Origin of the sequence: Paraburkholderia acidiphila, assembly GCF_009789655.1 — a bacterium.
Lineage (GTDB): Bacteria > Pseudomonadota > Gammaproteobacteria > Burkholderiales > Burkholderiaceae > Paraburkholderia > Paraburkholderia acidiphila.
Window position 1 is genome coordinate 999,069 of record NZ_CP046909.1, and the last position, 22,633, is coordinate 1,021,701.

At 64.3% G+C, this 22,633-nt stretch carries 22 protein-coding genes; 11 read left to right on the forward strand and 11 right to left on the reverse strand.

Annotated elements, in window-relative coordinates:
- Positions 1-25: 25 nt before the first annotated feature.
- From FAZ97_RS04445 to FAZ97_RS04490, 10 genes are all read right to left on the reverse strand, one after another.
- Positions 26-772 (reverse strand): SDR family oxidoreductase, encoded by a 747-nt coding sequence (locus FAZ97_RS04445; protein WP_158757372.1) that lies wholly within the window; start codon positions 770-772, stop codon positions 26-28.
- A 59-nt stretch (positions 773-831) separates the two neighbouring features.
- Positions 832-1,416 (reverse strand): LOG family protein, encoded by a 585-nt coding sequence (locus tag FAZ97_RS04450; RefSeq protein ID WP_158757373.1) that lies wholly within the window; start codon positions 1,414-1,416, stop codon positions 832-834.
- Positions 1,417-1,429: 13 nt separating this feature from the next.
- Complete coding sequence (locus tag FAZ97_RS04455) at positions 1,430-2,152, reverse strand: TetR/AcrR family transcriptional regulator (protein ID WP_158757374.1); 723 nt, start codon at positions 2,150-2,152, stop codon at positions 1,430-1,432.
- 195 nt (positions 2,153-2,347) lie between these two features.
- A complete protein-coding gene (locus FAZ97_RS04460; RefSeq protein ID WP_158757375.1) occupies positions 2,348-3,049 on the reverse strand; it encodes a diacylglycerol kinase in 702 nt (233 codons plus the stop codon).
- A gap of 116 nt (positions 3,050-3,165) precedes the next feature.
- Positions 3,166-4,197 carry a glycosyltransferase family 4 protein gene (locus FAZ97_RS04465; RefSeq protein WP_158757376.1) on the reverse strand — a complete coding sequence of 344 codons (1,032 nt, stop codon included), beginning with the start codon at positions 4,195-4,197 and terminating at the stop codon, positions 3,166-3,168.
- A gap of 67 nt (positions 4,198-4,264) precedes the next feature.
- Positions 4,265-5,224: a UDP-2,3-diacylglucosamine diphosphatase gene (locus FAZ97_RS04470; RefSeq protein WP_158757377.1), complete on the reverse strand. Its 960-nt coding sequence runs from the start codon at positions 5,222-5,224 to the stop codon at positions 4,265-4,267.
- 144 nt (positions 5,225-5,368) lie between these two features.
- Positions 5,369-5,890: an RDD family protein gene (locus FAZ97_RS04475; RefSeq protein ID WP_158759051.1), complete on the reverse strand. Its 522-nt coding sequence runs from the start codon at positions 5,888-5,890 to the stop codon at positions 5,369-5,371.
- Positions 5,891-6,069: 179 nt separating this feature from the next.
- Entirely contained in the window at positions 6,070-6,897 is an 828-nt protein-coding gene (locus tag FAZ97_RS04480) for a DUF3106 domain-containing protein (protein WP_158757378.1), read from the reverse strand.
- 27 nt (positions 6,898-6,924) lie between these two features.
- Positions 6,925-7,353, reverse strand: a complete 429-nt coding sequence (locus FAZ97_RS04485) for a DUF3619 family protein (protein WP_158757379.1) — start codon at positions 7,351-7,353, stop codon at positions 6,925-6,927.
- Entirely contained in the window at positions 7,350-7,913 is a 564-nt protein-coding gene (locus FAZ97_RS04490) for an RNA polymerase sigma factor (RefSeq protein WP_069265288.1), read from the reverse strand. Before FAZ97_RS04490 ends, FAZ97_RS04485 begins: the two co-directional genes overlap by 4 nt.
- Positions 7,914-8,311: 398 nt before the next feature.
- Here FAZ97_RS04490 and FAZ97_RS04495 point away from each other — a divergent pair, with 398 nt between their 5' ends.
- The 6 genes from FAZ97_RS04495 (at position 8,312) to FAZ97_RS04520 (ending at position 15,401) form a co-directional block, all read left to right on the forward strand.
- Entirely contained in the window at positions 8,312-10,090 is a 1,779-nt protein-coding gene (locus FAZ97_RS04495) for an acetolactate synthase 3 catalytic subunit (protein WP_158759052.1), read from the forward strand.
- A 115-nt stretch (positions 10,091-10,205) separates the two neighbouring features.
- A complete protein-coding gene (gene ilvN, locus FAZ97_RS04500) occupies positions 10,206-10,697 on the forward strand; it encodes an acetolactate synthase small subunit (protein ID WP_027795483.1) in 492 nt (163 codons plus the stop codon).
- Between the two features lie 116 nt (positions 10,698-10,813).
- The gene (ilvC, locus tag FAZ97_RS04505) at positions 10,814-11,830 is read left to right on the forward strand and encodes a ketol-acid reductoisomerase (RefSeq protein ID WP_028205689.1); all 1,017 of its coding nucleotides are present in this window, start codon (positions 10,814-10,816) and stop codon (positions 11,828-11,830) included.
- Positions 11,831-11,978: 148 nt separating this feature from the next.
- A complete protein-coding gene (locus tag FAZ97_RS04510) occupies positions 11,979-12,632 on the forward strand; it encodes a phosphatidylserine decarboxylase (protein WP_028205688.1) in 654 nt (217 codons plus the stop codon).
- A 12-nt stretch (positions 12,633-12,644) separates the two neighbouring features.
- Positions 12,645-13,520 (forward strand): CDP-diacylglycerol--serine O-phosphatidyltransferase, encoded by an 876-nt coding sequence (gene pssA, locus FAZ97_RS04515; RefSeq protein ID WP_158757380.1) that lies wholly within the window; start codon positions 12,645-12,647, stop codon positions 13,518-13,520.
- 327 nt (positions 13,521-13,847) lie between these two features.
- Positions 13,848-15,401: a 2-isopropylmalate synthase gene (locus tag FAZ97_RS04520; RefSeq protein ID WP_158757381.1), complete on the forward strand. Its 1,554-nt coding sequence runs from the start codon at positions 13,848-13,850 to the stop codon at positions 15,399-15,401.
- Positions 15,402-15,522: 121 nt separating this feature from the next.
- Here FAZ97_RS04520 and FAZ97_RS04525 read toward each other — a convergent pair whose 3' ends face one another.
- The gene (locus FAZ97_RS04525) at positions 15,523-16,074 is read right to left on the reverse strand and encodes a hypothetical protein (protein ID WP_199272072.1); all 552 of its coding nucleotides are present in this window, start codon (positions 16,072-16,074) and stop codon (positions 15,523-15,525) included.
- 236 nt (positions 16,075-16,310) lie between these two features.
- On the opposite strand from FAZ97_RS04525, the gene FAZ97_RS04530 reads away from it, so the two are divergent.
- The 5 genes from FAZ97_RS04530 (at position 16,311) to tpiA (ending at position 22,616) form a co-directional block, all read left to right on the forward strand.
- Positions 16,311-17,570: a branched-chain amino acid ABC transporter substrate-binding protein gene (locus tag FAZ97_RS04530; protein WP_233271656.1), complete on the forward strand. Its 1,260-nt coding sequence runs from the start codon at positions 16,311-16,313 to the stop codon at positions 17,568-17,570.
- 153 nt (positions 17,571-17,723) lie between these two features.
- Entirely contained in the window at positions 17,724-17,993 is a 270-nt protein-coding gene (rpsO, locus tag FAZ97_RS04535; RefSeq protein ID WP_042271770.1) for a 30S ribosomal protein S15, read from the forward strand.
- A gap of 352 nt (positions 17,994-18,345) precedes the next feature.
- A complete protein-coding gene (gene pnp, locus FAZ97_RS04540; RefSeq protein WP_158757382.1) occupies positions 18,346-20,490 on the forward strand; it encodes a polyribonucleotide nucleotidyltransferase in 2,145 nt (714 codons plus the stop codon).
- A 173-nt stretch (positions 20,491-20,663) separates the two neighbouring features.
- A complete protein-coding gene (locus FAZ97_RS04545; RefSeq protein WP_158757383.1) occupies positions 20,664-21,680 on the forward strand; it encodes an NAD(P)H-quinone oxidoreductase in 1,017 nt (338 codons plus the stop codon).
- A 153-nt stretch (positions 21,681-21,833) separates the two neighbouring features.
- Entirely contained in the window at positions 21,834-22,616 is a 783-nt protein-coding gene (gene tpiA / locus FAZ97_RS04550; RefSeq protein ID WP_158757384.1) for a triose-phosphate isomerase, read from the forward strand.
- Positions 22,617-22,633 lie beyond the last annotated feature (17 nt).

Genomic DNA, 22,633 nt, shown 5'->3' on the forward strand with positions numbered 1-22,633 from the left:
AGGGCGAAGGCACAAGCGTGCGGCTTTAGCGCCCGCCGCTCACGTCGAGCAGGGCGCCTGTGACGTAAGACGCAGCGTCGCTCAGCAACCACACGATCGTCTGCGCGACCTCGTCGGCGCTGCCGGGCCGGCCGAGCGGCGTTTGCGCGCCGAGCACGGCGGCGCGATCCGGGCGGCCGCCGCTCGCGTGGATCTCGGTGTCGATCAGGCCTGGGCGCACGGCGTTCACGCGCACGCCCTGCGGACCGAGTTCCTTGGCCAGTCCGATCGTCATCGTGTCGACCGCGCCTTTCGACGACGCATAGTCGACATATTCGTTGGGCGAGCCCAGCCGCGCGGCAGCGGAAGAGACGTTGACGATTGCGCCGCCGTCGCCGCCGCGATCCTTCGACATGCGCCGCGCCGCTTCACGCGCGCACAGAAACGCGCCGTACACGTTCACGTCGAACATGCGCTTCAAACGCTCGGCGCTCATGTCGGCGACCTGGCTGCCGGGCGCGACGATCCCTGCATTGTTCACGAGCGCATCGATACGGCCGTAGGCCGATTCGAGCGCGTCGAACATCGCGACGACGTCCGCCTCGTTCGCCACGTCGCCGCGCAGCACGCGCGCGTGGCCGCCTGCGCGGCCCACCTCGGCGGCAGTTTCGTCGGCGGCCGGTTCGTTGTGCAGATAGTTCACGCCCACGGTCCAGCCGTGCGCGCCAAGCAGACGCGCCGTCGCGCGGCCAATGCCGCGGCTTGCGCCAGTAATCAGGACAACCTTGCTCATTGCGACGTGCTCATCGTAGTGCCTGCGGTTAGTCGAGGGAACAGCGTCGCGCGGCTAGATCAAACGTTCTCGCGCAAGTCCGCCCACTTGTCTTTCTCGGGCGCGTGATAGCGCTTCAGCTTCGCGATCAGTGCGACCGGATCGCTGTCGGTTTGCAGCATGTCGCGGTAGGTCTGACGCATGAAGCCTTCACGCACCGTGTGGTCGAGCAGCGACATCAGCGGATCGTAAAAGCCGCCGATATTGAGCACACCCACCGGCTTGCGGTGATAGCCAAGCTGCGCCCACGTGTAGACCTCGAACAGCTCTTCGAGCGTGCCCGCGCCGCCCGGCATCGCGACGAACGCGTCCGAGAGGTCGGCCATCATCTTCTTGCGATGGTGCATGTCGGGCACGACGTGCAGCTCGGTGAGGCCCGCATGGCCCACTTCCTTGTCCACCAGCAGCTCGGGGATCACACCGATGGCGCGGCCGCCGCCCGCCATCACGGTATCGGCGATCACGCCCATCAGGCCGACCTTGCCGCCGCCATAGACGAGCGCGAGGTTCGAGTCGACGAGCGCACGGCCAAAGGCCTGGGCGGCTTCGGTGTAAATCGGGTTGGCTCCAGGCGAGGAGCCGCAATACACGCAGACTGCTTTCATTCGGCTTTGGCCTTTATTCGCGGTTGTCCTTGGCGGCGCCCGCACCTTCGCGCGGCGGCAGGTAGTCGTAGAACTCGCGCTTCGGGAGCTTGCCCGAGACGAGATCGTCGAACAGCTCACGTGCGCGGCCGCGCAGATACGGCGCCATCAGCGAGACGATCTGCACGCTGACCTGGTGCAACTCGTCGCGAATCGCTTCCTGGTCGTTGTACTTGCGCGGGTTCATCACGAACTGGTACGAGAGCCAGTACGTGGCGATCACGCCGATATTGGTCGAGATCACGTCGATCTCGGCGGGCGTGGCGACCATGTCGCCGTCTTCCACGAGCTGCTCGCAGAACTGCTTCGCGAAGTGCACCTTGTGGCTGATGATCTGCTTGAAATGCATCTCCAGCGTGCGGTTGCGCGCGAGCAGGTCGTTCAGGTCGCGATAGAGAAAGCGGTAGCGCCACGTGAAGTCGACCATGTACTGCAGGTACGCCCACATCTCGTCGATGGTGGCGCGATGGTCTTCGGGAAAGCGCAGACGCTTTTCGATCTCCTGCTCGAACTGGCTGAAGATGCTGTTGATGATGTCGTCTTTGTTGCGGAAGTGGTAGTACAGGTTGCCTGGACTGATCTCCATTTCCTCGGCGATGGTCGTCGTGGTGACGTTCGGCTCGCCGATCTCATTGAACAGTTTCAGCGATAACTCGAGAATCCGTTCACGTGTACGGCGGGGAGGTTTGGCATCCATGTCGTCCGGCCCTGAAAAAGCTGTGCCGGGCGCGAGGCGCCCGCTTGAATGTTGCGGTGCGCGCGGCCCGGACGCGGTTGGTCGTTATAAGACTGTCGTTCGATTATAAACCGACGGCCCGCGCGCACCGACAGCTTGCGCCTGTCACGAGTGTGGGGCGGAGGCGAGGCCCCCGCTGAAGGGGGCTGCAGGGCGCTAGAGTACGCCGATTCCGTGCAGCAGCAGCGGCCCGAAACGAGGTATGAGGATCAGCCCCCAGGTCAGCACGCAGAGCAGCAACGCGAGCGTGACGGCGGCGCTGCCCAGGTCCTTGGCGCGGCCCGAAAGCTCGTTGCGCTCGAGGCCGATGCGATCCACTGCGTTCTCGATGCTCGAATTGAGCAGCTCGACGATCAGGACAAGGATCACCGAACCGAGCAGCAGCACGCGCTCGACCGGGTCGACCGGAATGAACACGCCGATTGGCACGAGGATGGCCGCAAGCGTGAGCTCCTGGCGAAACGCGCTTTCCTCGCGGATGGCGGCGCGAAAACCCTTGATCGAGTACTTGAGCGCCTTCCACGCGCGGGTGATGCCGCGGTTGCCCTTGTACGGGTTGAAGGGCAGTGGGGCGAGCGGATCGTCCGGACCGAGCGGTTCGTGCAGGTGTGGCGGCTCGGGCGGCTCCGGCGGGGCCGCGCGTGGCGCAACAGGCGCGGCAGAGTTGGCGTGCTCGCTTTCGGATGCGGCTTGCGGTGCGGCGCCAGGTGCCGCTGCGGCAGAAGTGGGCGCGCGCGGATCGAGCGCTTCGGCGGCGCGTGCGCCACGCACCGAGCCGCCGGCACTCGGGCGGGCTGGCGGATTGTTACTGCGTGCGCCCTGGGCGCTATGCGGCGGTGACGGAGGACGTGGCGTCATGGTGGTGCCAGGTAGTACCCCAGTATCGCACGCGTGGGCGGCGGTTGCGCCGGGGTCGTCCGTTTCCCCGGCGTGCTTGCTGACTGTCGAAGCGCGGACCATGGCCGGCCTCGTGCTCAGGCAGCGGCGCTGGATGGCTCCATCGTCGCGCGCGCGCGCGGCTTGAGATGCGCCGCGAATTGCTCGGAGGCGGCGCGCCACGAAAAGCGCTCGGCCCACGCGCGCGCCTCGGCGCGATCGATCTTCAACGCTTCGAGACACGCTTCACGCAGGTCTTCGTTCATCGAGCCCGCGCCGCCCGTCCCGAGCACATCGATCGGACCGGTCACCGGGTAGGCGGCCACGGGCGTGCCGCAGGCGAGCGCCTCGAGCAGCACGAGACCGAAGGTGTCGGTGCGACTCGGGAACACGAAGACGTCGGCGGCGGCGTAGACCTTGGCGAGTTCGGGCTGGCTCAGGACACCCAGGTAATTCGCCTGGGGATAGCGCGACTTCAGTTCGGCGAGCGCCGGGCCTTCGCCGCACACCCATTTGGAGCCTGGCAGATCGAGCTTGAGGAACGCCTCGACGTTCTTCTCCACGGCCACGCGGCCCACGTAGAGGAAAATGGGGCGCGCCGTGTTGAGCACCTTCGATTCCATCGGCCGGAAGATGTCGAGGTCCACGCCGCGCGTCCACAGCACGACGTTCGTGAAGCCGAACTTCTCGAGGTCGGTCTTCACGACGGGCGTGGGCGCCATCACCGCGAGCGAAGGCTTGTGGAACCAGCGCAGGAAACGGTACGTCAGCGAGAGCGGCACGCCGAAGCGCGCCTGCACGTACTCGGGAAAGCGCGTGTGATAGGCGGTCGTGAACGGCAAGTCGTGGTCGATCGCGTAGCGGCGCGCGGCGAGTCCGAGCGGACCTTCGGTCGCGATGTGGATGGCATCGGGCCCGAACGCGCGAATGCGGTCCCGCAGATGGCGCTTCGGAAATAGCGAGAGCTTGATTTCCGGGTACGTGGGGCACGGGATCGTGCGGAACTCCAGCGGCGTGAGCAGTTCGACCTGATGCCCGAGCGCGATGAGTTCGCGCGTCGTGTTCTTCAGCGTTCGAACCACGCCGTTCACCTGCGGCTCCCATGCATCGGTCACGATCATTACTTTCATTGGTCGTCGGCCCTCTCGTCGTTCCGTAGTGCGGTTATGGCTGCGATTGCGTAGCGGTGGTCGTTTCTCAAGCGGCGCTCACGCGCGCCTTACGTGTCGAGACCTGCTCTTCCGGTGCGCGCTTCACGGTCCAGTAGACGATGCGCAACTCGCCTTCGAACGTCTCGACGAGGGCGGAAAGGCTCTCCACCCAGTCGCCGTCGTTGCAGTACAGAATGCCGTCGATGTCGCGGATCTCGGCCTTGTGGATGTGGCCGCAGACCACGCCGTCGCAGCCGCGGCGGCGCGCTTCGTCGGTCATCACGCGCTCGAACGAAGAGATGAAGTTCACCGCGTTCTTCACCTGATGCTTGAGGTACTGCGAGAGCGACCAGTACTGGAAGCCGAGCTTCGCGCGCACACGGTTGAACCAGCGGTTGAGCAGGAGGATCAGCGTGTAGGCCGAGTCGCCGAGATAGGCGAGCCACTTGGCGTGCTGGATCACGCCGTCGAAGAGATCGCCGTGCACGACCCACAGGCGTTTGCCGGTGAGCGTCGTGTGAAAGGCTTCCTCGCGGACGTGGATGTCGCCGAACGCGAGATTGCAGAACTGGCGCGCGCTCTCGTCGTGGTTGCCCGGGATGTAGATGACCTGGGTGCCTTTGCGCGCTTTGCGCAGCACTTTTTGCACGACGTCGTTGTGCGCCTGCGGCCAGTACCAGCCCTTCTTCAACTGCCATCCGTCGATGATGTCGCCCACGAGGTACAGATACTCCGACTCGTTGTGGCGCAGAAAGTCGAGCAGATACGAGGCCTGGCAGCCGCCTGTGCCGAGATGGATATCGGAGAGCCAGATCGTGCGGTAGCGGGTGGGGTCGGGGTGATCGTCATCGTGGGAGCCGGTGCTCGGGGCGTCGTCGTACGATGAGGGCGGCAGGGGCGGGGCGGGAAAGGTGGCTCCGCCGGGGGACGGGTGGAACGTGGCGGAATCGGTGCCTCGTCCGGTGGTCTGCCGGAACAGGGTGGTCGCTGACGTCTTTTGGGCCATGGCGCGCGCGGCAGGTTGGAATACGCGCATTGCGCCATGCCGCCGTGACGGCAACATGACAGTCACGAGAAGGTCTCGTTACGCAGTCCCAGGTTGTGCCGCGCGCACGCCGTTACAGCGCGATCGGGGCGGAGGGTGCTGTCGCTACGCCGTCGCGCCCTGTCGCGTGATTGCGACAATGCGCGTGCCCGCAATGCGGTCGTGAAGGAACTGACGGTCGTGGGAGAAGCGGGCGCTGGCGGCCCAGATCACGAACCAGCACGCTTCGAGAGCCAGCGTGTGCGGAATCGAAAGATTGAGCAGCGGATGCATCACGAGCGGCGGCAGAAACCACAGCCACGCGGCGAGATAGCGCAAGGTCGCTCGCGCGAGCGTGGGCGGCTGGTCGTTCGGGCCGATCACGCGCAGTCGCCAGGTTTTCATCGGCAGCGTTTGTCCGCCCTTGTGCCAGAAGCCGACGAAGTACGCACCGGCTACGAAGACGATCCAGGCCGCCATCGCGTTGTGATGCGTGTAGCCATTACGCTGCTGCATGACGAGACTGAACGCGAGTCCGGCGGCGAAGACGACGCCGAAAAGCAGCACGCTCTCGTAGACGAGCGCGGCGAGGCGGCGGCGAATCGAAACGGGCGCGGGTTCAACGGGGAGGGCGACGGCGGGCGGCAGGGCGGCTTGAGCGCTTTCGGACACGATGGCGTCGGTTCAGGGAAGGGACGCCCAAGCATAACCTCGAAAGCGCGCGCGACGAAATGGCTGGAACGCCGCGGCGGGGTTAACGAGGGTGCCCGCGGAGGGTGTCCATGGAAGGTGTCCACGGAGGGGGCGCGCAAGCGCCGCTGGAAGCTTCAGGAGCCCTTGAACGCCGCGGGCGCTTCGGCTGGCGAGACAGGAATCGGCGTGGCCGGCACGAAACTGCCGGCAGCGGGAATGCCCGACGCAAACGACGAAGCTGCCGGTGGCTCGGTCGGCGTGCCGGGCGCTGCAGGCGCGAGACCCGAACCCGTGCTGCTCGCGCCAGCTGTGCCCGATGCCCCGGTGGCGCCCGCGGGCGCACGCGGCAAACTACCGTGATCACGTTCGTTGACGAGCCGCTGAATATCGCGAATTTCGCTCTTGTTGCCGCTCGGCGGGGCGCTCACGACCGTTGGCCGGCGCTTGTGCTCGCTCGCGGCAAGGCGTTCTTTCTGCTCTTCGGGGAGTTGCTGATAAGCCTTCCAGGCGCGCTGGCGCGCCTGCGCCGGCAATTCCTTGGAAACCTGGTAGTTTTCACGCGCGACGCGCCGTTGCTCCGGCGTCATGCCGACCCATTCCGCCATGCGCTCATGCAGACGCTTCTGCGCTTCAGGTGACATTTTCGGGTAACGTGCTGCGATCTTCAGCCATTTTCGCTTTCGTTCGTCGCTGAAGCGGTCCCATTCGGTGGCGAATGGCGCGAGAGCGACGTGCTGTGCATCGCTGAGACGCACCCACGCGAGCGGGTCGGACTGGCCTGGCAACGGCGCGAACGCGGTTGCGATCGGATTGTCGGTCGAGGGCGCTTTCGCCGGCGTGGCCGCGCCAGCGGTGTTTTCGCCAGTCGGCTCGGGGTGAAAGCGCGGGTAGGTCGCCACATACGACACGACTGCCGCGACCACAGATCCAATGACAACGGCCAGGCCGCGCTTGTAACTCACCCCGTCAGTCTCCTGCTCAGATTTTCCTTAGTGCGCGCGCGTCAGATACGCGTTGAACCCGTGATCGAGGTAGGCCGTGAGCGGCAGGTCGTCGCTCAGCATGGCTGCGTCGATATCGGCGAGTTCGGCGGTGCGTTGCTGATCTTCGAAGTACGCGATGGCAAAGAGGCCCGCCACGAGCGCCGCGAGCGGCCAGGCGAGCGCGAAGCGTGCGAACGCCGAACGGCGCCGCGCGGGCAGGTGCGCAGGCGCGCCGGACAGGCTGCCAACGCCGGCCGCGGCGAGCGATGGTGCGCGCACGAGCACGACCTCGGCCTTTTTATGGGCGAGTGCGGTCTTGCGTGCGGCGGCGAGCCGGGCGGTGGTACCAGCGGGGAGGCTGGCGGCGCTCTCGTCGAGCGCACGACGCATCTCCCGCACGAACGCTAGTTCTTTATTTTCGAGGGCGGAGCTCATAGCGTGATTCCTTTGGCCTTGAGCGCTTGCGCCAGCGTGTGGGTGGCCCGGGAGCAGTGCGTTTTCACGCTGCCTTCGGAGCAGCCCATTGCGGCGGCAGTCTCAGCGACATCCATATCCTCCCAGTAACGCATCAGAAACGCCTCCCGTTGACGTGCCGGTAATTTCTGGATCTCGTCGTCGATCATCTGGAGCACCTGAGCGCGCTCGATCTGCTGCTCGCTGCTCTCGGCGCCGGCCGTGCCCTGCTCCGCTTCGAAGGTCTCGAGGGGGTCGAACTCCTCGTCGTCGGCGTTGCCGAGCGACGAAAACAGACTCACCCAAGTATTGCGTACTTTCTGCCGACGAAAATAGTCGTGCATCGTATTTTGCAAAATACGCTGAAAGAGCAGGGGGAGTTCTGCGGCCGGGCGGTCTCCGTATTTTTCCGCGAGCTTGATCATCGCGTCCTGCACGATGTCGAGCGAGGCGTCGTCGTCCCTTACGGCGTAGACCGTCTGCTTGAACGCGCGTCTTTCGACGCCCGCCAGAAAGTCGGCGAGTTCCTTGTCTGATGCCATCCGTTGCAGGGCGCCGCCGCCAGCGTACGCGTAATCGTTCGAAAAATGTCGTAAAACTCGCGGATCCTAGCAAATTTTCGCGCCGTCAGGGTAGCGGGAAGGCCGTGAGAATGTTTCGCATCATGGATGCGCATGCCTTGGCGGCTTCCCTGTCGGCCCCTGGCCGGCGCCGCGAGGCGTGCGCGCTGTCGCAACGTTCGTGCCCGCGTTCTCAATAATTGCTTGACCGAAAAGCATCGAGCCGCTATCTTCGACGGTTCGCAACATAAGTGACTTGTCTCAATTCGGATGTGGCCCAAGAAGCTCATCTGTCAACTGGACGCGCCGCTTGAACCCGAGCCACAAGCCCGGCAGAGAGCACCCGATCAATTTTTTGCCGAAAATTCGAAAGGTGAATGATGAATATGCCCAGCGCGGAATTCTCCACGTCGGCCCCCCCTTCGCAAGAATCTGACCCTCAAGGCAACACCCAATCCATCGGCGGAACCGTGCTGATGAAGGCGCTCGCCGACGAGCAGGTCGAATTCATCTGGGGCTACCCCGGCGGCTCGGTACTCTACATCTACGACGAGCTGTACAAGCAGGACAAGATCCAGCACGTTCTCGTGCGCCACGAACAGGCAGCCGTGCACGCGGCCGACGCCTATGCGCGTTCGACCGGCAACGTCGGCGTGTGTCTCGTGACCTCGGGACCTGGCGTCACCAATGCGGTGACGGGCATCGCGACGGCCTATATGGACTCGATCCCGATGGTGATCATCAGCGGCCAGGTGCCTACCGCCGCGATTGGTCAAGACGCCTTCCAGGAGTGCGACACGGTCGGTATCACGCGTCCCTGCGTGAAGCACAACTTCCTCGTGAAGGACGTGCGCGATCTCGCCGCCACCGTCAAGAAAGCTTTTTACATTGCGCGCACCGGCCGTCCCGGCCCCGTGCTGATCGACATTCCGAAGGACGTGTCGAAGACGCCGTGCGCGTATGAACCGGTCAAGAACGTCACGCTGCGTTCGTACAACCCGGTCACCAAGGGCCACTCGGGGCAGATCCGCAAGGCGGTTTCGCTGCTCCTCTCGGCCAAACGTCCGTATATCTACACCGGCGGCGGCATCATCCTCGCGGATGCGTCGCGCGAACTGAACCAGTTCGCCGATCTGCTCGGCTACCCGGTCACGAACACGCTGATGGGGCTGGGCGGCTACCGCGCGAGCGACCGCAAGTTCCTCGGCATGCTCGGCATGCACGGCACCTACGAAGCCAACATGGCGATGCAGCACTGCGACGTGCTGATCGCGATCGGTGCGCGCTTCGACGACCGTGTGATCGGCGATCCGGCGCACTTCGCCTCGCGTCCGCGCAAGATCATTCACATCGACATCGACCCGTCGTCGATCTCGAAGCGCGTGAAGGTCGATATCCCCATCGTCGGCGACGTGAAGGAAGTGCTCAAGGAGCTCATCGAGCAGCTTCAGCACGCCGAACACGGCCCGGACACGGCCGCGCTTGCCGACTGGTGGAAGGACATCGAAGGCTGGCGCGAGAAGAACTGCCTGAAGTTCGACCGCTCGAGCGACATCATCAAGCCGCAGTACGTGGTGGAAAAGGCGTGGGAACTCACGGGCGGCAACGCGTTCGTGTGTTCGGACGTCGGCCAGCACCAGATGTGGGCCGCGCAGTTCTATCGCTTCAACCAGCCGCGCCGCTGGATCAACTCCGGTGGTCTCGGCACGATGGGCTTCGGCCTGCCGGCTGCGATGGGCGTGAAGATGGCGCACCCCGACGACGACGTGCTGTGCATCACGGGCGAAGGCTCGATCCAGATGTGTATTCAGGAGCTGTCGACCTGCAAGCAGTACGACACGCCCGTGAAGATCATTTCGCTGAATAACCGCTACCTCGGCATGGTCCGCCAGTGGCAGCAGATCGAATACAGCAAGCGCTATTCGCATTCGTACATGGATGCGCTGCCTGACTTCGTGAAGCTCGCCGAAGCGTATGGCCACGTCGGCATGCGGATCGAAAAGACGGCGGACGTCGAGCCGGCGCTGAAGGAAGCGCTGCGTTTGAAGGACCGCACGGTGTTCCTCGATTTCCAGACCGACCCTTCCGAAAACGTCTGGCCGATGGTACAGGCCGGCAAGGGCATCACCGAGATGCTGCTCGGTTCGGAAGACCTCTAACGGTATTTGCACGGCGCCGTTCCAACCTCGCGCGGCACGCGTCCACACAACGGGCGCGCGGGTTCGCGGGGAAGGGCGGCAGCCTCGTCAAACTGGATAAATCGCGGATCACATCATGAGACACATTATTTCCGTTTTGCTGGAAAACGAGCCGGGCGCGCTTTCGCGCGTGGTCGGCCTCTTCTCCGCACGCGGCTACAACATTGAAACCTTGACGGTGGCGCCGACCGAAGACCGTTCGCTGTCGCGCATGACCATCGTTTCCATTGGCTCGGACGACGTGATCGAACAGATCACGAAGCATCTGAACCGCCTGATCGAGGTGGTGAAAGTGGTCGACCTTACCGAGGGCGCCCACATCGAGCGCGAGCTGATGCTGATCAAGGTAAGGGCGGTCGGCAAGGAACGTGAGGAGATGAAGCGGATGGCGGATATTTTCCGCGGCCGCATCATCGACGTCACCGAAAAGACCTACACGATCGAACTGACGGGCGCGAGCGACAAGCTCGACGCGTTCATCGAAGCGATCGATGCGACCGCGATTCTCGAAACCGTCCGTACGGGCGGCTCGGGCATTGGGCGCGGAGAGCGCATTCTGAAGGTGTGACCCGACCACAGTCGATCTTGCACCGGAACTTGACCGGATGCGTTTTCAATCGCATCCGGTGCAGCAAAAGCTAATAGCAGTACCGAAATTCACCAGACTCTCGCCAAGGAACCAACATGAAAGTTTTCTACGACAAGGACGCCGATCTCTCCCTCATCAAGGGCAAGCAGGTCACGATCATCGGTTACGGCTCGCAAGGCCACGCACACGCGCTGAACCTGAAGGACAGCGGCGTGAACGTCACGGTCGGTCTGCGCAAGAACGGCGCATCGTGGAGCAAGGCTGAGAACGCCGGCCTGCAGGTCAAGGAAGTGGCCGAAGCGGTGAAGAACGCCGACGTCGTCATGATGCTCCTGCCCGACGAGCAGATCGCCGATGTCTACGCGAAGGAAGTCCACGCGAACATCAAGAACGGCGCAGCGCTGGCATTCGCGCACGGCTTCAACGTGCACTACGGTCAGGTGATCCCGCGCGCGGATCTCGACGTCATCATGATCGCCCCGAAGGCGCCGGGCCACACGGTTCGCGGCACGTACTCGCAAGGCGGCGGCGTGCCCCACCTGATCGCTGTCCACCAGGACAAGTCGGGCGCAGCGCGTGACATCGCGCTGTCGTACGCAGCGGCGAACGGCGGCGGCCGTGCCGGCATCATCGAAACGAACTTCCGCGAAGAAACCGAAACCGACCTGTTCGGCGAACAAGCCGTGCTGTGCGGCGGTACGGTCGACCTGATCAAGGCTGGCTTCGAAACGCTGGTGGAAGCCGGCTACGCGCCGGAAATGGCGTACTTCGAGTGCCTGCACGAACTGAAGCTGATCGTCGATCTGATCTACGAAGGCGGCATCGCCAACATGAACTACTCGATCTCGAACAACGCCGAATACGGCGAGTACGTGACGGGCCCGCGCGTCATCACGGCCGAGACGAAGAAGGTCATGAAGGAAGTCCTGAAGGACATCCAGACCGGCGAATACGCCAAGAGCTTCATCCTGGAAAACAAGGCCGGCGCGCCGACGCTGCAATCGCGCCGCCGCCTTGGCGCCGAGCACCAGATCGAAGTGGTCGGTGCGAAGCTGCGCGCGATGATGCCGTGGATCGCCGCGAACAAGCTCGTCGACCAGTCGAAGAACTAATCTGACGGTTCGAATCTGATTGCGCGTGCGGTTTTTGACCGTCGTGCAGCAGTTTGATCTGAGTCAGACCCGAAAAAGCCGCCCAGGTGGGATGAACCCTGGGCGGCTTTTGCTATCCTACGGTTTTTAAAATAACAGCGAAGCCACCATGAATTACCCCCATCCGATCATCGCGCGCGAAGGCTGGCCGTTCATCGCCATTGCGGCCGTCGTGGCGCTCTTGATCCATGCGGTCGCAGGCTTCGGACTCGCATGGCCCTTCTGGCTGATCCTGATCTTCGTCGTTCAGTTCTTCCGCGATCCGCCGCGCCCGATCCCGAGCCAGGCCAACGCCGTGCTGTGCCCGGCCGACGGCCGCATCGTCGCCGTGGAAACCGCGCACGACCCGTATGCAAACCGTGAAGCGCTCAAGATCAGCGTGTTCATGAACGTTTTCAACGTGCACTCGCAACGCTCGCCCGTGGATGGCGCCGTCGCAAAGGTCGAGTACTTCCCGGGCGCGTATCTGAACGCCGCCATCGACAAGGCTTCGACCGAGAACGAGCGCAACGCCGTGGTCCTGACGATGGCAGACGGCACGACCGTCACGTCGGTGCAGATCGCGGGCCTCATCGCGCGCCGCATTCTCTGCTACGTGCGCGCCGGCGAGCCGCTTTCGCGCGGCCAGCGCTATGGCTTCATCCGCTTCGGCTCGCGCGTCGATGTCTACCTGCCCGTGGGCAGCCGCCCGCGCGTGTCGATCGGCGAGAAGGTGTCCGCCTCGTCGACGATCCTCGCCGAACTGCCGACCCAATCGGCATAAAGGAGGGCTGCGATGGCCGGATTCAAACAGCGTCGACCCCGTAACCCCGCCGGCGCGCCGCTGCCGCGGCCGTTCCGGCGCAACAAGGCCGTGCAGGAACCGATGGGCGTCGCCGCGAACCGGCGCGCGGCGCGCCAGGAGTTCCTGAAGAAGCGCGGCATCTACCTGCTGCCCAACGCGTTCACCACGGCGGCGCTCTTCTGCGGCTTCTTCGCGGTCGTGCAGGCCATGAACGTGCGTTTCGAGGTGGCGGCCATCGCCATTTTCGTGGCGATGGTGCTCGACGGCATGGACGGGCGCGTGGCGCGCATGACGCACTCGCAGAGCGCGTTCGGCGAGCAGTTCGACAGCCTTTCGGACATGGTGTCGTTCGGCGTCGCGCCGGCGCTCGTGATGTACGAGTGGGTGCTCAAGGATCTCGGGCGCTGGGGCTGGCTCGCGGCTTTTATCTACTGTTCGGGGGCGGCGCTGCGTCTCGCGCGCTTCAACACGAATATCGGCGTGGTGGACAAGCGCTTCTTCCAGGGCATGCCGAGCCCGGCAGCGGCCGCGCTGATCGCCGGCTTCGTCTGGCTGGCCACCGACAACCGCGTGCCCGTGAAGCTGTCGTGGCTGCCGTGGGTGGCCTTCGTGCTGACGATCTACGCGGGCGTGACGATGGTGTCGAATGCGCCGTTCTACAGCGGCAAGGCGCTGGATGTGCGCCATCGCGTGCCGTTCGCGGCCACGCTGCTCGTGGTGGTGGCGTTCGTGCTGGTGTCGTCCGATCCGCCGTTGATGCTGTTCGGCCTCTTCGTGCTCTACGGGCTTTCGGGCTATGTGTTCTGGGCCTGGCAGGCCGTGCGCGGGCGCTCGAACCCGGCGCGTTCTTCGCCGCGCGAGCGGTAGGGCGCGGGTGCGGGATTGCCGGCAAGAGGGCTGCGCGCGAGCGCGGCCCTTTTTCTTTTTGCGCTTGCCCGCGCTGGTCTGCCTATAGCGGCCCTCTCCAATTGCGCTATCGGCGGATTCCGGCTATAGTCGGCGGCATGGACACCATCCAGTTCCCCCTCTTTTCTCTTCAAGCCGGCGCGCTACTAAGCACGCTAGCGCTAGCGCGCCTGCCGCGCTGATCTCGCTCGCCCTCCGTAAGCCTCGTTCATTGTCAGCGTCGCCATCGGTGGCGCGAACACCCAAAATCCGTTTTAGACACTGAACAAGTCCCCCTGGAGACCCGAAATGGCAGCAGACAAGCTCATCATCTTCGATACGACGTTGCGTGACGGCGAGCAGTCGCCCGGTGCGTCGATGACGAAGGAAGAGAAAATCCGCATCGCGAAGCAGCTCGAGCGCATGAAGGTCGACATCATCGAAGCGGGCTTCGCGGCCAGCTCGAACGGCGACTTCGACGCGATCCACACGATCGCCGGCATGGTGAAGGACAGCACGATCTGCTCGCTCGCCCGCGCGAACGACAAGGACATCCAGCGCGCCGCCGACGCACTCAAGCCCGCCGACCACTTCCGCATCCACACGTTCATCGCTACCTCGGCGCTGCACATGGAGAAGAAGCTGCGCATGTCGCCCGAGCAGGTGCTCGAGCAGGCGAAGCTGGCGGTGCGCTTTGCACGCAAGTTCACGAACGACGTGGAGTTCTCGCCCGAAGACGGCAGCCGCTCGGACATGGACTTCCTGTGCCGCGTGCTCGAAGCCGTGATCAACGAAGGCGCGACGACGATCAATATCGCCGATACGGTCGGCTACGGCATTCCCGAGCTGTACGGCAACCTCGTCAAGACGCTGCGCGAGCGCATTCCGAACTCGGACAAGGCCGTGTTCTCGGTGCACTGCCACAACGACCTCGGCATGGCCGTGGCGAACTCGCTGGCCGGCGTGCAGATCGGCGGCGCACGCCAGGTGGAGTGCACGATCAACGGTCTCGGCGAGCGCGCGGGCAACACGTCGCTCGAAGAAATCGTGATGGCCGTGAAGACCCGCAAGGACTACTTCGGTCTCGATCTCGGCATCGACACCACGCAGATCGTGCCGGCTTCGAAGCTCGTTTCGCAGATCACCGGTTTCGTCGTGCAGCCGAATAAGGCAGTGGTCGGCGCGAACGCGTTTGCGCACGCTTCGGGCATTCACCAGGACGGCGTGCTCAAGGCCCGCGACACCTACGAAATCATGCGCGCGGAAGACGTGGGCTGGAGCGCGAACAAGATCGTGCTCGGCAAGCTCTCGGGCCGCAACGCGTTCAAGCAGCGTCTGCAGGAACTGGGCATCACGCTCGACAGCGAAGGCGAACTGAATAACGCGTTCGCGCGCTTCAAGGAACTGGCCGACCGCAAGGCCGAAATCTTCGACGAAGACATCATCGCAATCGTCACGGAAGAGTCGGCTCAGGCGCAGGATCAGGAGCACTTCAAGTTCATCTCGCTCGCGCAGCACTCGGAAACGGGTGAGCGTCCGCACGCACGCGTGGTGTTCTCTGCCGACGGCAAGGAAGTGACCGGCGAAGCCGCGGGCAACGGCCCGGTGGACGCCACGCTCAACGCCATCGAAACCGAAGTGGGCAGCGGCTCGGAGCTTCTGCTGTACTCGGTGAACGCGATCACGACGGGCACCCAGGCGCAGGGCGAAGTGACGGTGCGTCTCTCGAAGGCCGGCCGCATCGTCAATGGCGTGGGTACCGATCCGGATATCGTGGCTGCTTCCGCGAAGGCGTATATCTCGGCGCTCAACAAGCTCTATTCGGGCGACAAGGTGAATCCGCAGCGTTCCGAAGCGGTGTGAGCGTAAGCGGGGCGCTTTGCCTCGCTTCACGCCTTTACGTCAGCAAGCAATGAAAAACCCCCGGGCTCGCAAGAGCGCGGGGGTTTTGTTTTGGCTGCGCCGGGACCGGCGCGATCAGCGATCAAAACAGGCTGCGTCGATCCGGGTCGTGCAACGGATCGGGCGTCTTCTGCGTGAGACGCAGAATGCCCTGATCGTCGAAGTAGAAGCTGTAGAGCATGTACCAGACGTTGTCTTCGAGGTAGCGGTAGGTCCACGCTTCCTTCTTCATCAGCGGGAAGTAGGCGGTCTCGACCGGGCGGCCGAAGTTCACCAGCACGTCGGCGCGCGTCCACTTGCCGATTTCCGCGCGATAGAACTCGTTGGGCTGCAGCACCTGGCGCACGTTCACGACGTGGCCGCTGGCGTCGATGTCGGCGGCCGTGGTGGTTTCGCCCATCGGCTGGGTCGGCCACATCAGGCGCTTGCCGCCATCGGGCAGGTCGTAGGTTTCAGCCGGCGGGCCGAAACGGGCGATGACCGACTGTGCGTCGTCGCCCGCATGGAATTGCTGCCACGGCTGGGCGCAACCGGCGAGCGCGAGTGCGCCCACGCCCGCGAGGAGGGCGAGACGCAAGCGGCGCGCGGCGAGATGCACAGCCGTTGCGAGCGAGGTGGATAGGCGCGTGAACATGATGTCCCCCGATGGCAAGATTCCAATGACCGCCGTGTATGTGGAACCGTTATTTTGACACGACGCGACGCGCTCGCGGGCCGGGCCTGTCCAGTCAAGCGGTGGATCGCGGCCTTGCCGTCGCACCGCCTCGCGGCCTATGATCCGCGCTTCGAATGACAATCCGGCTGGCATCAAAAATGAGAGAAAAGCGCATAACGGCACGCATGGCGCGTGCGGCAGCAGCCATGTTCGCGATGGCAGCGATGGCGGCAGGGCTTGCGGGCGCAACCGGGGCGCAGGCGGATGAGATGCCGACCGGCAAGCCGATCCAGCTCGCGCTCATCGAAGGCATGTCCGGCCCGTTCGCGGATGCGGGCGCGGCCGTGGAGCGCAACCTGCGCTTCGGCGTGGAGCGGGTCAACGCGAGCGGCGGCGTGGTGCTGCGCGACGGGCGGCATCCGCTCGAACTGGTCACGCTCGACAGCAAGGGCAGCCCGGAGGCGGCGCTCGTGCAGTTGCGCATGGCGCAGGACCGCCGGATCGGCTATGTCATGCAGGGCAACAGCTCGGCGGTGGCGGCGGCGCTCGTTACGGCGATCGATCGCCAGAACGAGCGCGATCCGCAAAACCGCCAGATCTTCCTGAACTATTCCGCCGACGATCCCGCACTGACGAACGCGAATTGCAGCTTCTGGCATTTCCGCTTCGACGCGCACGCGGGCATGCGCATGGACGCGCTGGCCGATGTCATCGCCGCGGACAAGTCGGTGAAGAAGGTGTATCTGCTCAACCAGGACTACAGCTTCGGCCACGACGTGAGCACGCTCGCTCGCGCTGCGCTCGCGAAGGATCGTCCGGACATTGCCATCGTCGGCGACGAGTTCCATCCCATTGGGCGCGTGAAGGACTTCGCGCCGTACATCGCGAAGATTCGCGCCGCGGGAGCCGACGCCGTCATCACCGGAAACTGGGGCAACGACCTCACGCTGCTCGTGAAGGCCGCGCGCGAGCAGGGGCTCGACACGAAGTTCTACACGTTCTACGGCAACAGCCTCGGCGCGCCGGCGGCGCTGGGCGACGCGGGCGTGAAGCGCGTGATCGCGGTGGCCGACTGGCACCCGAACGTGGGCGGCGCAGCCTCTGACGCGTGGTACAAGGCGTTCCGCGCGCGCTACCCGGCGGCTAAGGACGACTACCCGGTGCTGCGCATGTCGATGATGGTGGAGCTGCTCGCGCAGGCCATGACGAAGGCCGGCACGGCCGACCCCGAGGCGGTGGCGCGGGTGTTGGAGGGCATGCGCTTCAAAGGCGACGAAGCGGGCTTCCACCCGATGTGGATGCGCGCGGACGATCACCAGGTGATCCAGCCCCTTTACGTCATGGAAATGGACAAGCAGGGCACGCCCGGCGTGCGTTACGACAACGAGGGCTCAGGCTACGGCTTTCGCACTGTGCTGACGCTGCCTGCGGAGCGCACGGTGCCCGCGACTGTCTGCCAGATGAAGCGGCCCTGACGGCGCGCCTTACAAGCGGGTTCGCGGCAAAACGGGGCTGTGCTACAATACGCGCCTTGTCGCAAAACCTGCGGCAAGCAATCAGTAGTTAGAACCAAGCCACGGCACGGCCTTTCTTCCGTGACCGCTCGTTTGTTTTAAAGGAAAAGCAAAATGTCCGTAGCAGATATCAAGAAGTCCGACGTCGTCGCGCAATTCGCGCGCGGCACCAATGACACGGGTTCGCCCGAAGTTCAGGTTGCGCTCCTGACGTCGCGTATCAACGAACTGACCTCGCACTTCAAGTCGCACGCGAAGGATCACCACAGCCGCCGTGGTCTGCTGCGCATGGTGAGCCGCCGCCGCAAGCTGCTCGACTACCTGAAGGGCAAGGACGCCGACCGTTACCGCGCGCTGATCGAAAAGCTGGGTCTGCGTAAGTAATCGGAAGGTCTTCCGCAAAGATGCCTGTGTCAGTTCCACTGATGCAGGCATTTTGTTTTTGAACGGTGCGCTTCATGCTGCTTTTCGAGTTGCCTTGATGCGATCAACACCGTTCAAGACATCAGGCAACACCACGTAGCACCAGCAGTACAAGCAGCAGGGCCGGGCCTCGGGGCAGAGCTTTGTGTCATTCCAGCAGATCGTGAGCGGCGATACGCCGCAACGGTGTTGCCACTACGCGATTCGCTGGAATGGCATAACACTCCTCTTCCTGCGCGGTGCCGGAGCCTGTCTTGCCGCGTCGTCCGCGTGTGCGGGCGGCGCATAACAAATGAGTAAGGAGTGAGTGACCATGACCATGTTCAATAAAGTCGTGAAGGAATTCAAATGGGGCCAGCACAACGTGCGCCTCGAAACGGGTGAGATCGCCCGTCAGGCCAGCGGTGCTGTCATCGTCGACGTCGAAGACACCGTCGTGCTCGCGACCGTTGTCGGCGCGAAGACCGCCAAGCCGGGTCAGGACTTCTTCCCGCTCACCGTCGACTACATCGAAAAGACCTATTCGGCCGGCAAGATCCCGGGCGGTTTCTTCCGCCGCGAAGGCCGTCCGTCGGAAGGCGAGACGCTGATCTCGCGCCTGATCGACCGTCCGCTGCGTCCGCTGTTCCCGGAAGGCTATTACAACGAAGTCCAGGTCGTGATCCACGTCCTGTCGATCAACCCGGAAGTCCCGGCTGACATCCCCGCGCTGATCGGCGCGTCGGCTGCGCTGGCCATCTCGGGTCTGCCGTTCAACGGCCCGGTCGGCGCCGCACGCGTGGCCTACATCAACAACGAGTACGTGCTGAACCCGACGCGCGCGCAGATCAAGGAATCGCGCCTCGACCTCGTGGTGGCCGGTACCGAGCGTGCCGTGCTGATGGTGGAATCGGAAGCCGACCAGCTGCCGGAAGACGTGATGCTCGGCGCGGTCGTGTTCGGCCACGAGCAGATGCAAACGGCCATCGACGCGATCCACGAACTGGTGCGCGACGGCGGCAAGCCCGAGTGGGACTGGACGCCGGCGCCGAAGGACGAAGCGCTCATCGCGCGCGTCACGGCTATCGCCAACGACAGCCTGCTCGCCGCGTACCAGCTGCGCGACAAGCAACAACGCTCGACCAAGCTGAAGGAAGTCTACGCAGCCACGTCGGCCAAGCTCGAAGAAGAAGCGGCTGCGGCCGGCACGACGGCGGCCGACAAGGCCACGGTCGGCAACATCGTGTTCGACCTCGAAGCGAAGATCGTCCGCTCGCAGATCCTGAACGGCGAGCCGCGTATCGACGGCCGCGACACGCGCACCGTGCGTCCGATCGAGATCCGCACGGGCGTCCTGCCGCGCACCCACGGTTCGGCGCTGTTCACGCGCGGCGAAACGCAGGCGCTGGTCGTGGCGACGCTCGGCACCAAGGGCGACGAGCAGATCATCGACGCGCTCGAAGGCGAGTACCGCGACCGCTTCATGCTCCACTACAACATGCCCCCGTTCGCGACCGGCGAAACGGGCCGTGTTGGCTCGCCCAAGCGCCGTGAAATCGGCCACGGCCGTCTCGCGAAGCGCGCGCTCGTCGCGTGCCTGCCGAGCGCCGAAGAGTTCGGCTACTCGATCCGCGTGGTCTCGGAAATCACCGAGTCGAACGGTTCGTCGTCGATGGCTTCGGTGTGCGGCGGCTGCCTCGCGCTGATGGACGCCGGCGTGCCGATGAAGGCGCACGTCGCGGGTATCGCGATGGGCCTGATCCTCGAAGGCAACAAGTTCGCCGTGCTGACCGACATCCTCGGCGACGAAGATCACCTCGGCGACATGGACTTCAAGGTGGCGGGTACGGAAGCTGGCGTGACCGCGCTGCAGATGGACATCAAGATCCAGGGCATCACGAAGGAAATCATGCAGGTCGCCCTCGCGCAAGCGAAGGAAGGCCGTATGCACATCCTCGGCAAGATGACCTCGGCGGTGTCGGGCGTGAACACGGAGCTGTCGGCTTACGCTCCGCGCATGATCACCATCAAGATCAACCCGGAAAAGATCCGCGACGTGATCGGCAAGGGCGGTTCGGTGATCCGCGCGCTGACGGAAGAAACCGGCACGACGATCGACATTTCGGACGACGGCGTCGTGACCATCGCTTCGACGTCGAGCGAAGGCATGGCCGAAGCGAAGAAGCGCATCGAGAACATCACGGCCGAAATCGAAGTGGGCCAGGTGTACGAAGGCGCGGTTCTCAAGCTGCTGGACTTCGGCGCGATCGTGAACCTGCTGCCGGGCAAGGATGGTCTGCTGCACATCTCCGAGATCGCCAACGAGCGTATCAAGGACATCAACGACTATCTGAAGGAAGGCCAGATCGTGAAGGTCAAGGTCATCCAGACGGACGAGAAGGGCCGCGTGCGCCTGTCCGCCAAGGCGCTGCTCAACGAGCAAGCGGGTGGCGCACCGCAGGGCGAGCCGCAGCAGTAAAGCAGTAAGCTCCAACGGCCGGCAGCGTGCAAAACGCGCCGGCCGTTTTTCATGACAATGAGGGTGAATGGCAGTGCGCACGCGGCAATCGTGTCGCGTGCGCAGCGCCATTCAGACGGAGGCGCCCAGGCGGGGCGCAGAGACCGGGGCGCGAGGCGCAGAGGAGACGCGAGATGAAGGCAGTCGAGATTACGGAATTCGGTGCGCCGGACGTGCTCAAGCTGGCCGAACGGCCAACCCCTGAGCCGAAGGCCGGCGAAGTGCTGATCAAGGTGAGCGCCTCGGGCGTGAACCGTCCTGACGTGTTCCAGCGCAAGGGCTCGTACGCGCCGCCGCCGGGCATTTCCGACCTGCCGGGGCTCGAGGTGGCGGGCGAGATCGTCGGCGGCTCGATCGATGAGAAGAACAATCCGTTCGGGCTGAAGATTGGCGATCGCGTGTGCGCGCTGATTGCGGGCGGCGGTTACGCCGAATACGCGGTCGCACCGCTCGGGCAATGCCTGCCGGTGCCCAAGGGGCTCACGGACGTCGAGGCGGCCTCGCTGCCCGAAACCTTCTTCACGGTCTGGAGCAATGTGTTCCAGCGCGCCTATCTCGGCCAGGGCGAGGGCGGCGAAAACGAGACGCTGCTCGTGCAGGGCGGCTCGAGCGGCATCGGCGTGACGGCGATCCAGATCGCGCACGCCCTTGGCTTTCGCGTGTTCGCCACCGCGGGTTCGGACGACAAGTGTCACGCCTGTGAGGCGCTTGGCGCCGATCGCGCCATCAACTACCGCACCAGCGATTTCGTGGAAGTCGTGAAGGCGCTCACGAACGACCGCGGCGTGGACGTGATTCTCGACATGGTCGCCGGCGGCTATGTGGCGCGCGAGCTTTCCGCCCTCGCAACCGGTGGCCGAATCGTGCTGATCGCGACGCTCGGCGGCTCCAAGGCCGAACTCAACATGGGCGAGATCCTGCGCCGCCGCCTCACGGTGACCGGTTCGACGCTGCGTGCGCGCTCTGTGGAATTCAAGGCGCAGATTGCCCAGGAGCTCAAGGCGAAGGTCTGGCCCCTGATCGAAGAGGGTCGCATCAAACCCGTCGTGTTCCGTGTATTTCCCGCCGCGCAGGCTGCCGAAGCCCATGCGTTGATGGAGAGCAGCGAGCATATCGGCAAGATCATGCTCGACTGGAGCGGCGCGGCCTGACGGCGCATCGGCGCGGGCGAATCGCTCGCGCTTGATTTTTCGGGACTTTTTTCGCGTCTTTTTTGTGTCTCGCAGGCGGGGTTGTTTGACCCGCCTGGATTTCACGCAGTAAAATTATGTGTTTTGCGTCCGCTTTTAACAGCAACCGGAACAATGACGAAACAACGATCGAAGCTCGTAGTCGGTAACTGGAAGATGCACGGCCGCCTCGCGGCCAATGCAGCACTGCTGGAAGGCGTTGCACGAGGCGCGCAGGCGCTGCCCCCGGACGTGCATGTTGGTGTGTGCGTGCCGTTTCCGTATCTCGCGCAGGCGCAGGCGCTGCTCGGCGGCAGCCGGGTTCAGTGGGGCGCGCAGGACGTTTCGGCGCACGAGCAGGGCGCCTATACGGGCGAGGTCGCGGCAGGCATGGTTGCCGACTTCGAATCCGCTTTTGCGATCGTTGGCCACTCGGAGCGCCGCGCTTACCACGGCGAAAGCTCCGAACTCGTCGCCGTGAAGACGCAGCGCGCGCTGGCGGCAGGCCTCACGCCTATCGTCTGTGTGGGCGAGACGCTCGAAGAGCGCGAATCGGGTGCGACTGAGCGCGTGGTGGGTGCGCAGATCGATGCGGTGCTGGCCGTGCTGTCGGTTGAAGAGGCGGCGCGTATCGTCGTCGCTTATGAGCCCGTCTGGGCGATCGGCACGGGCAAGAGCGCAAGCTCGGAGCAGGCCCAGCAGATGCATGCATTCCTGCGCGCGCGCCTCGCTGCCAAGGGCGCGCAAGTGGCGGACGTGCCGCTGCTCTACGGCGGCAGCGTGAAGCCGGAAAATGCGGCGGAGCTCTTCCGTCAGGCCGACATCGACGGTGGCCTGATCGGCGGTGCTTCGCTCAAAGCGGGTGATTTCCTTGCGATCTGCGCGGCCGCCACGGCGGGCGCCAGTGTCGCGAGCTAAAGGCTTGCGCACGAAGC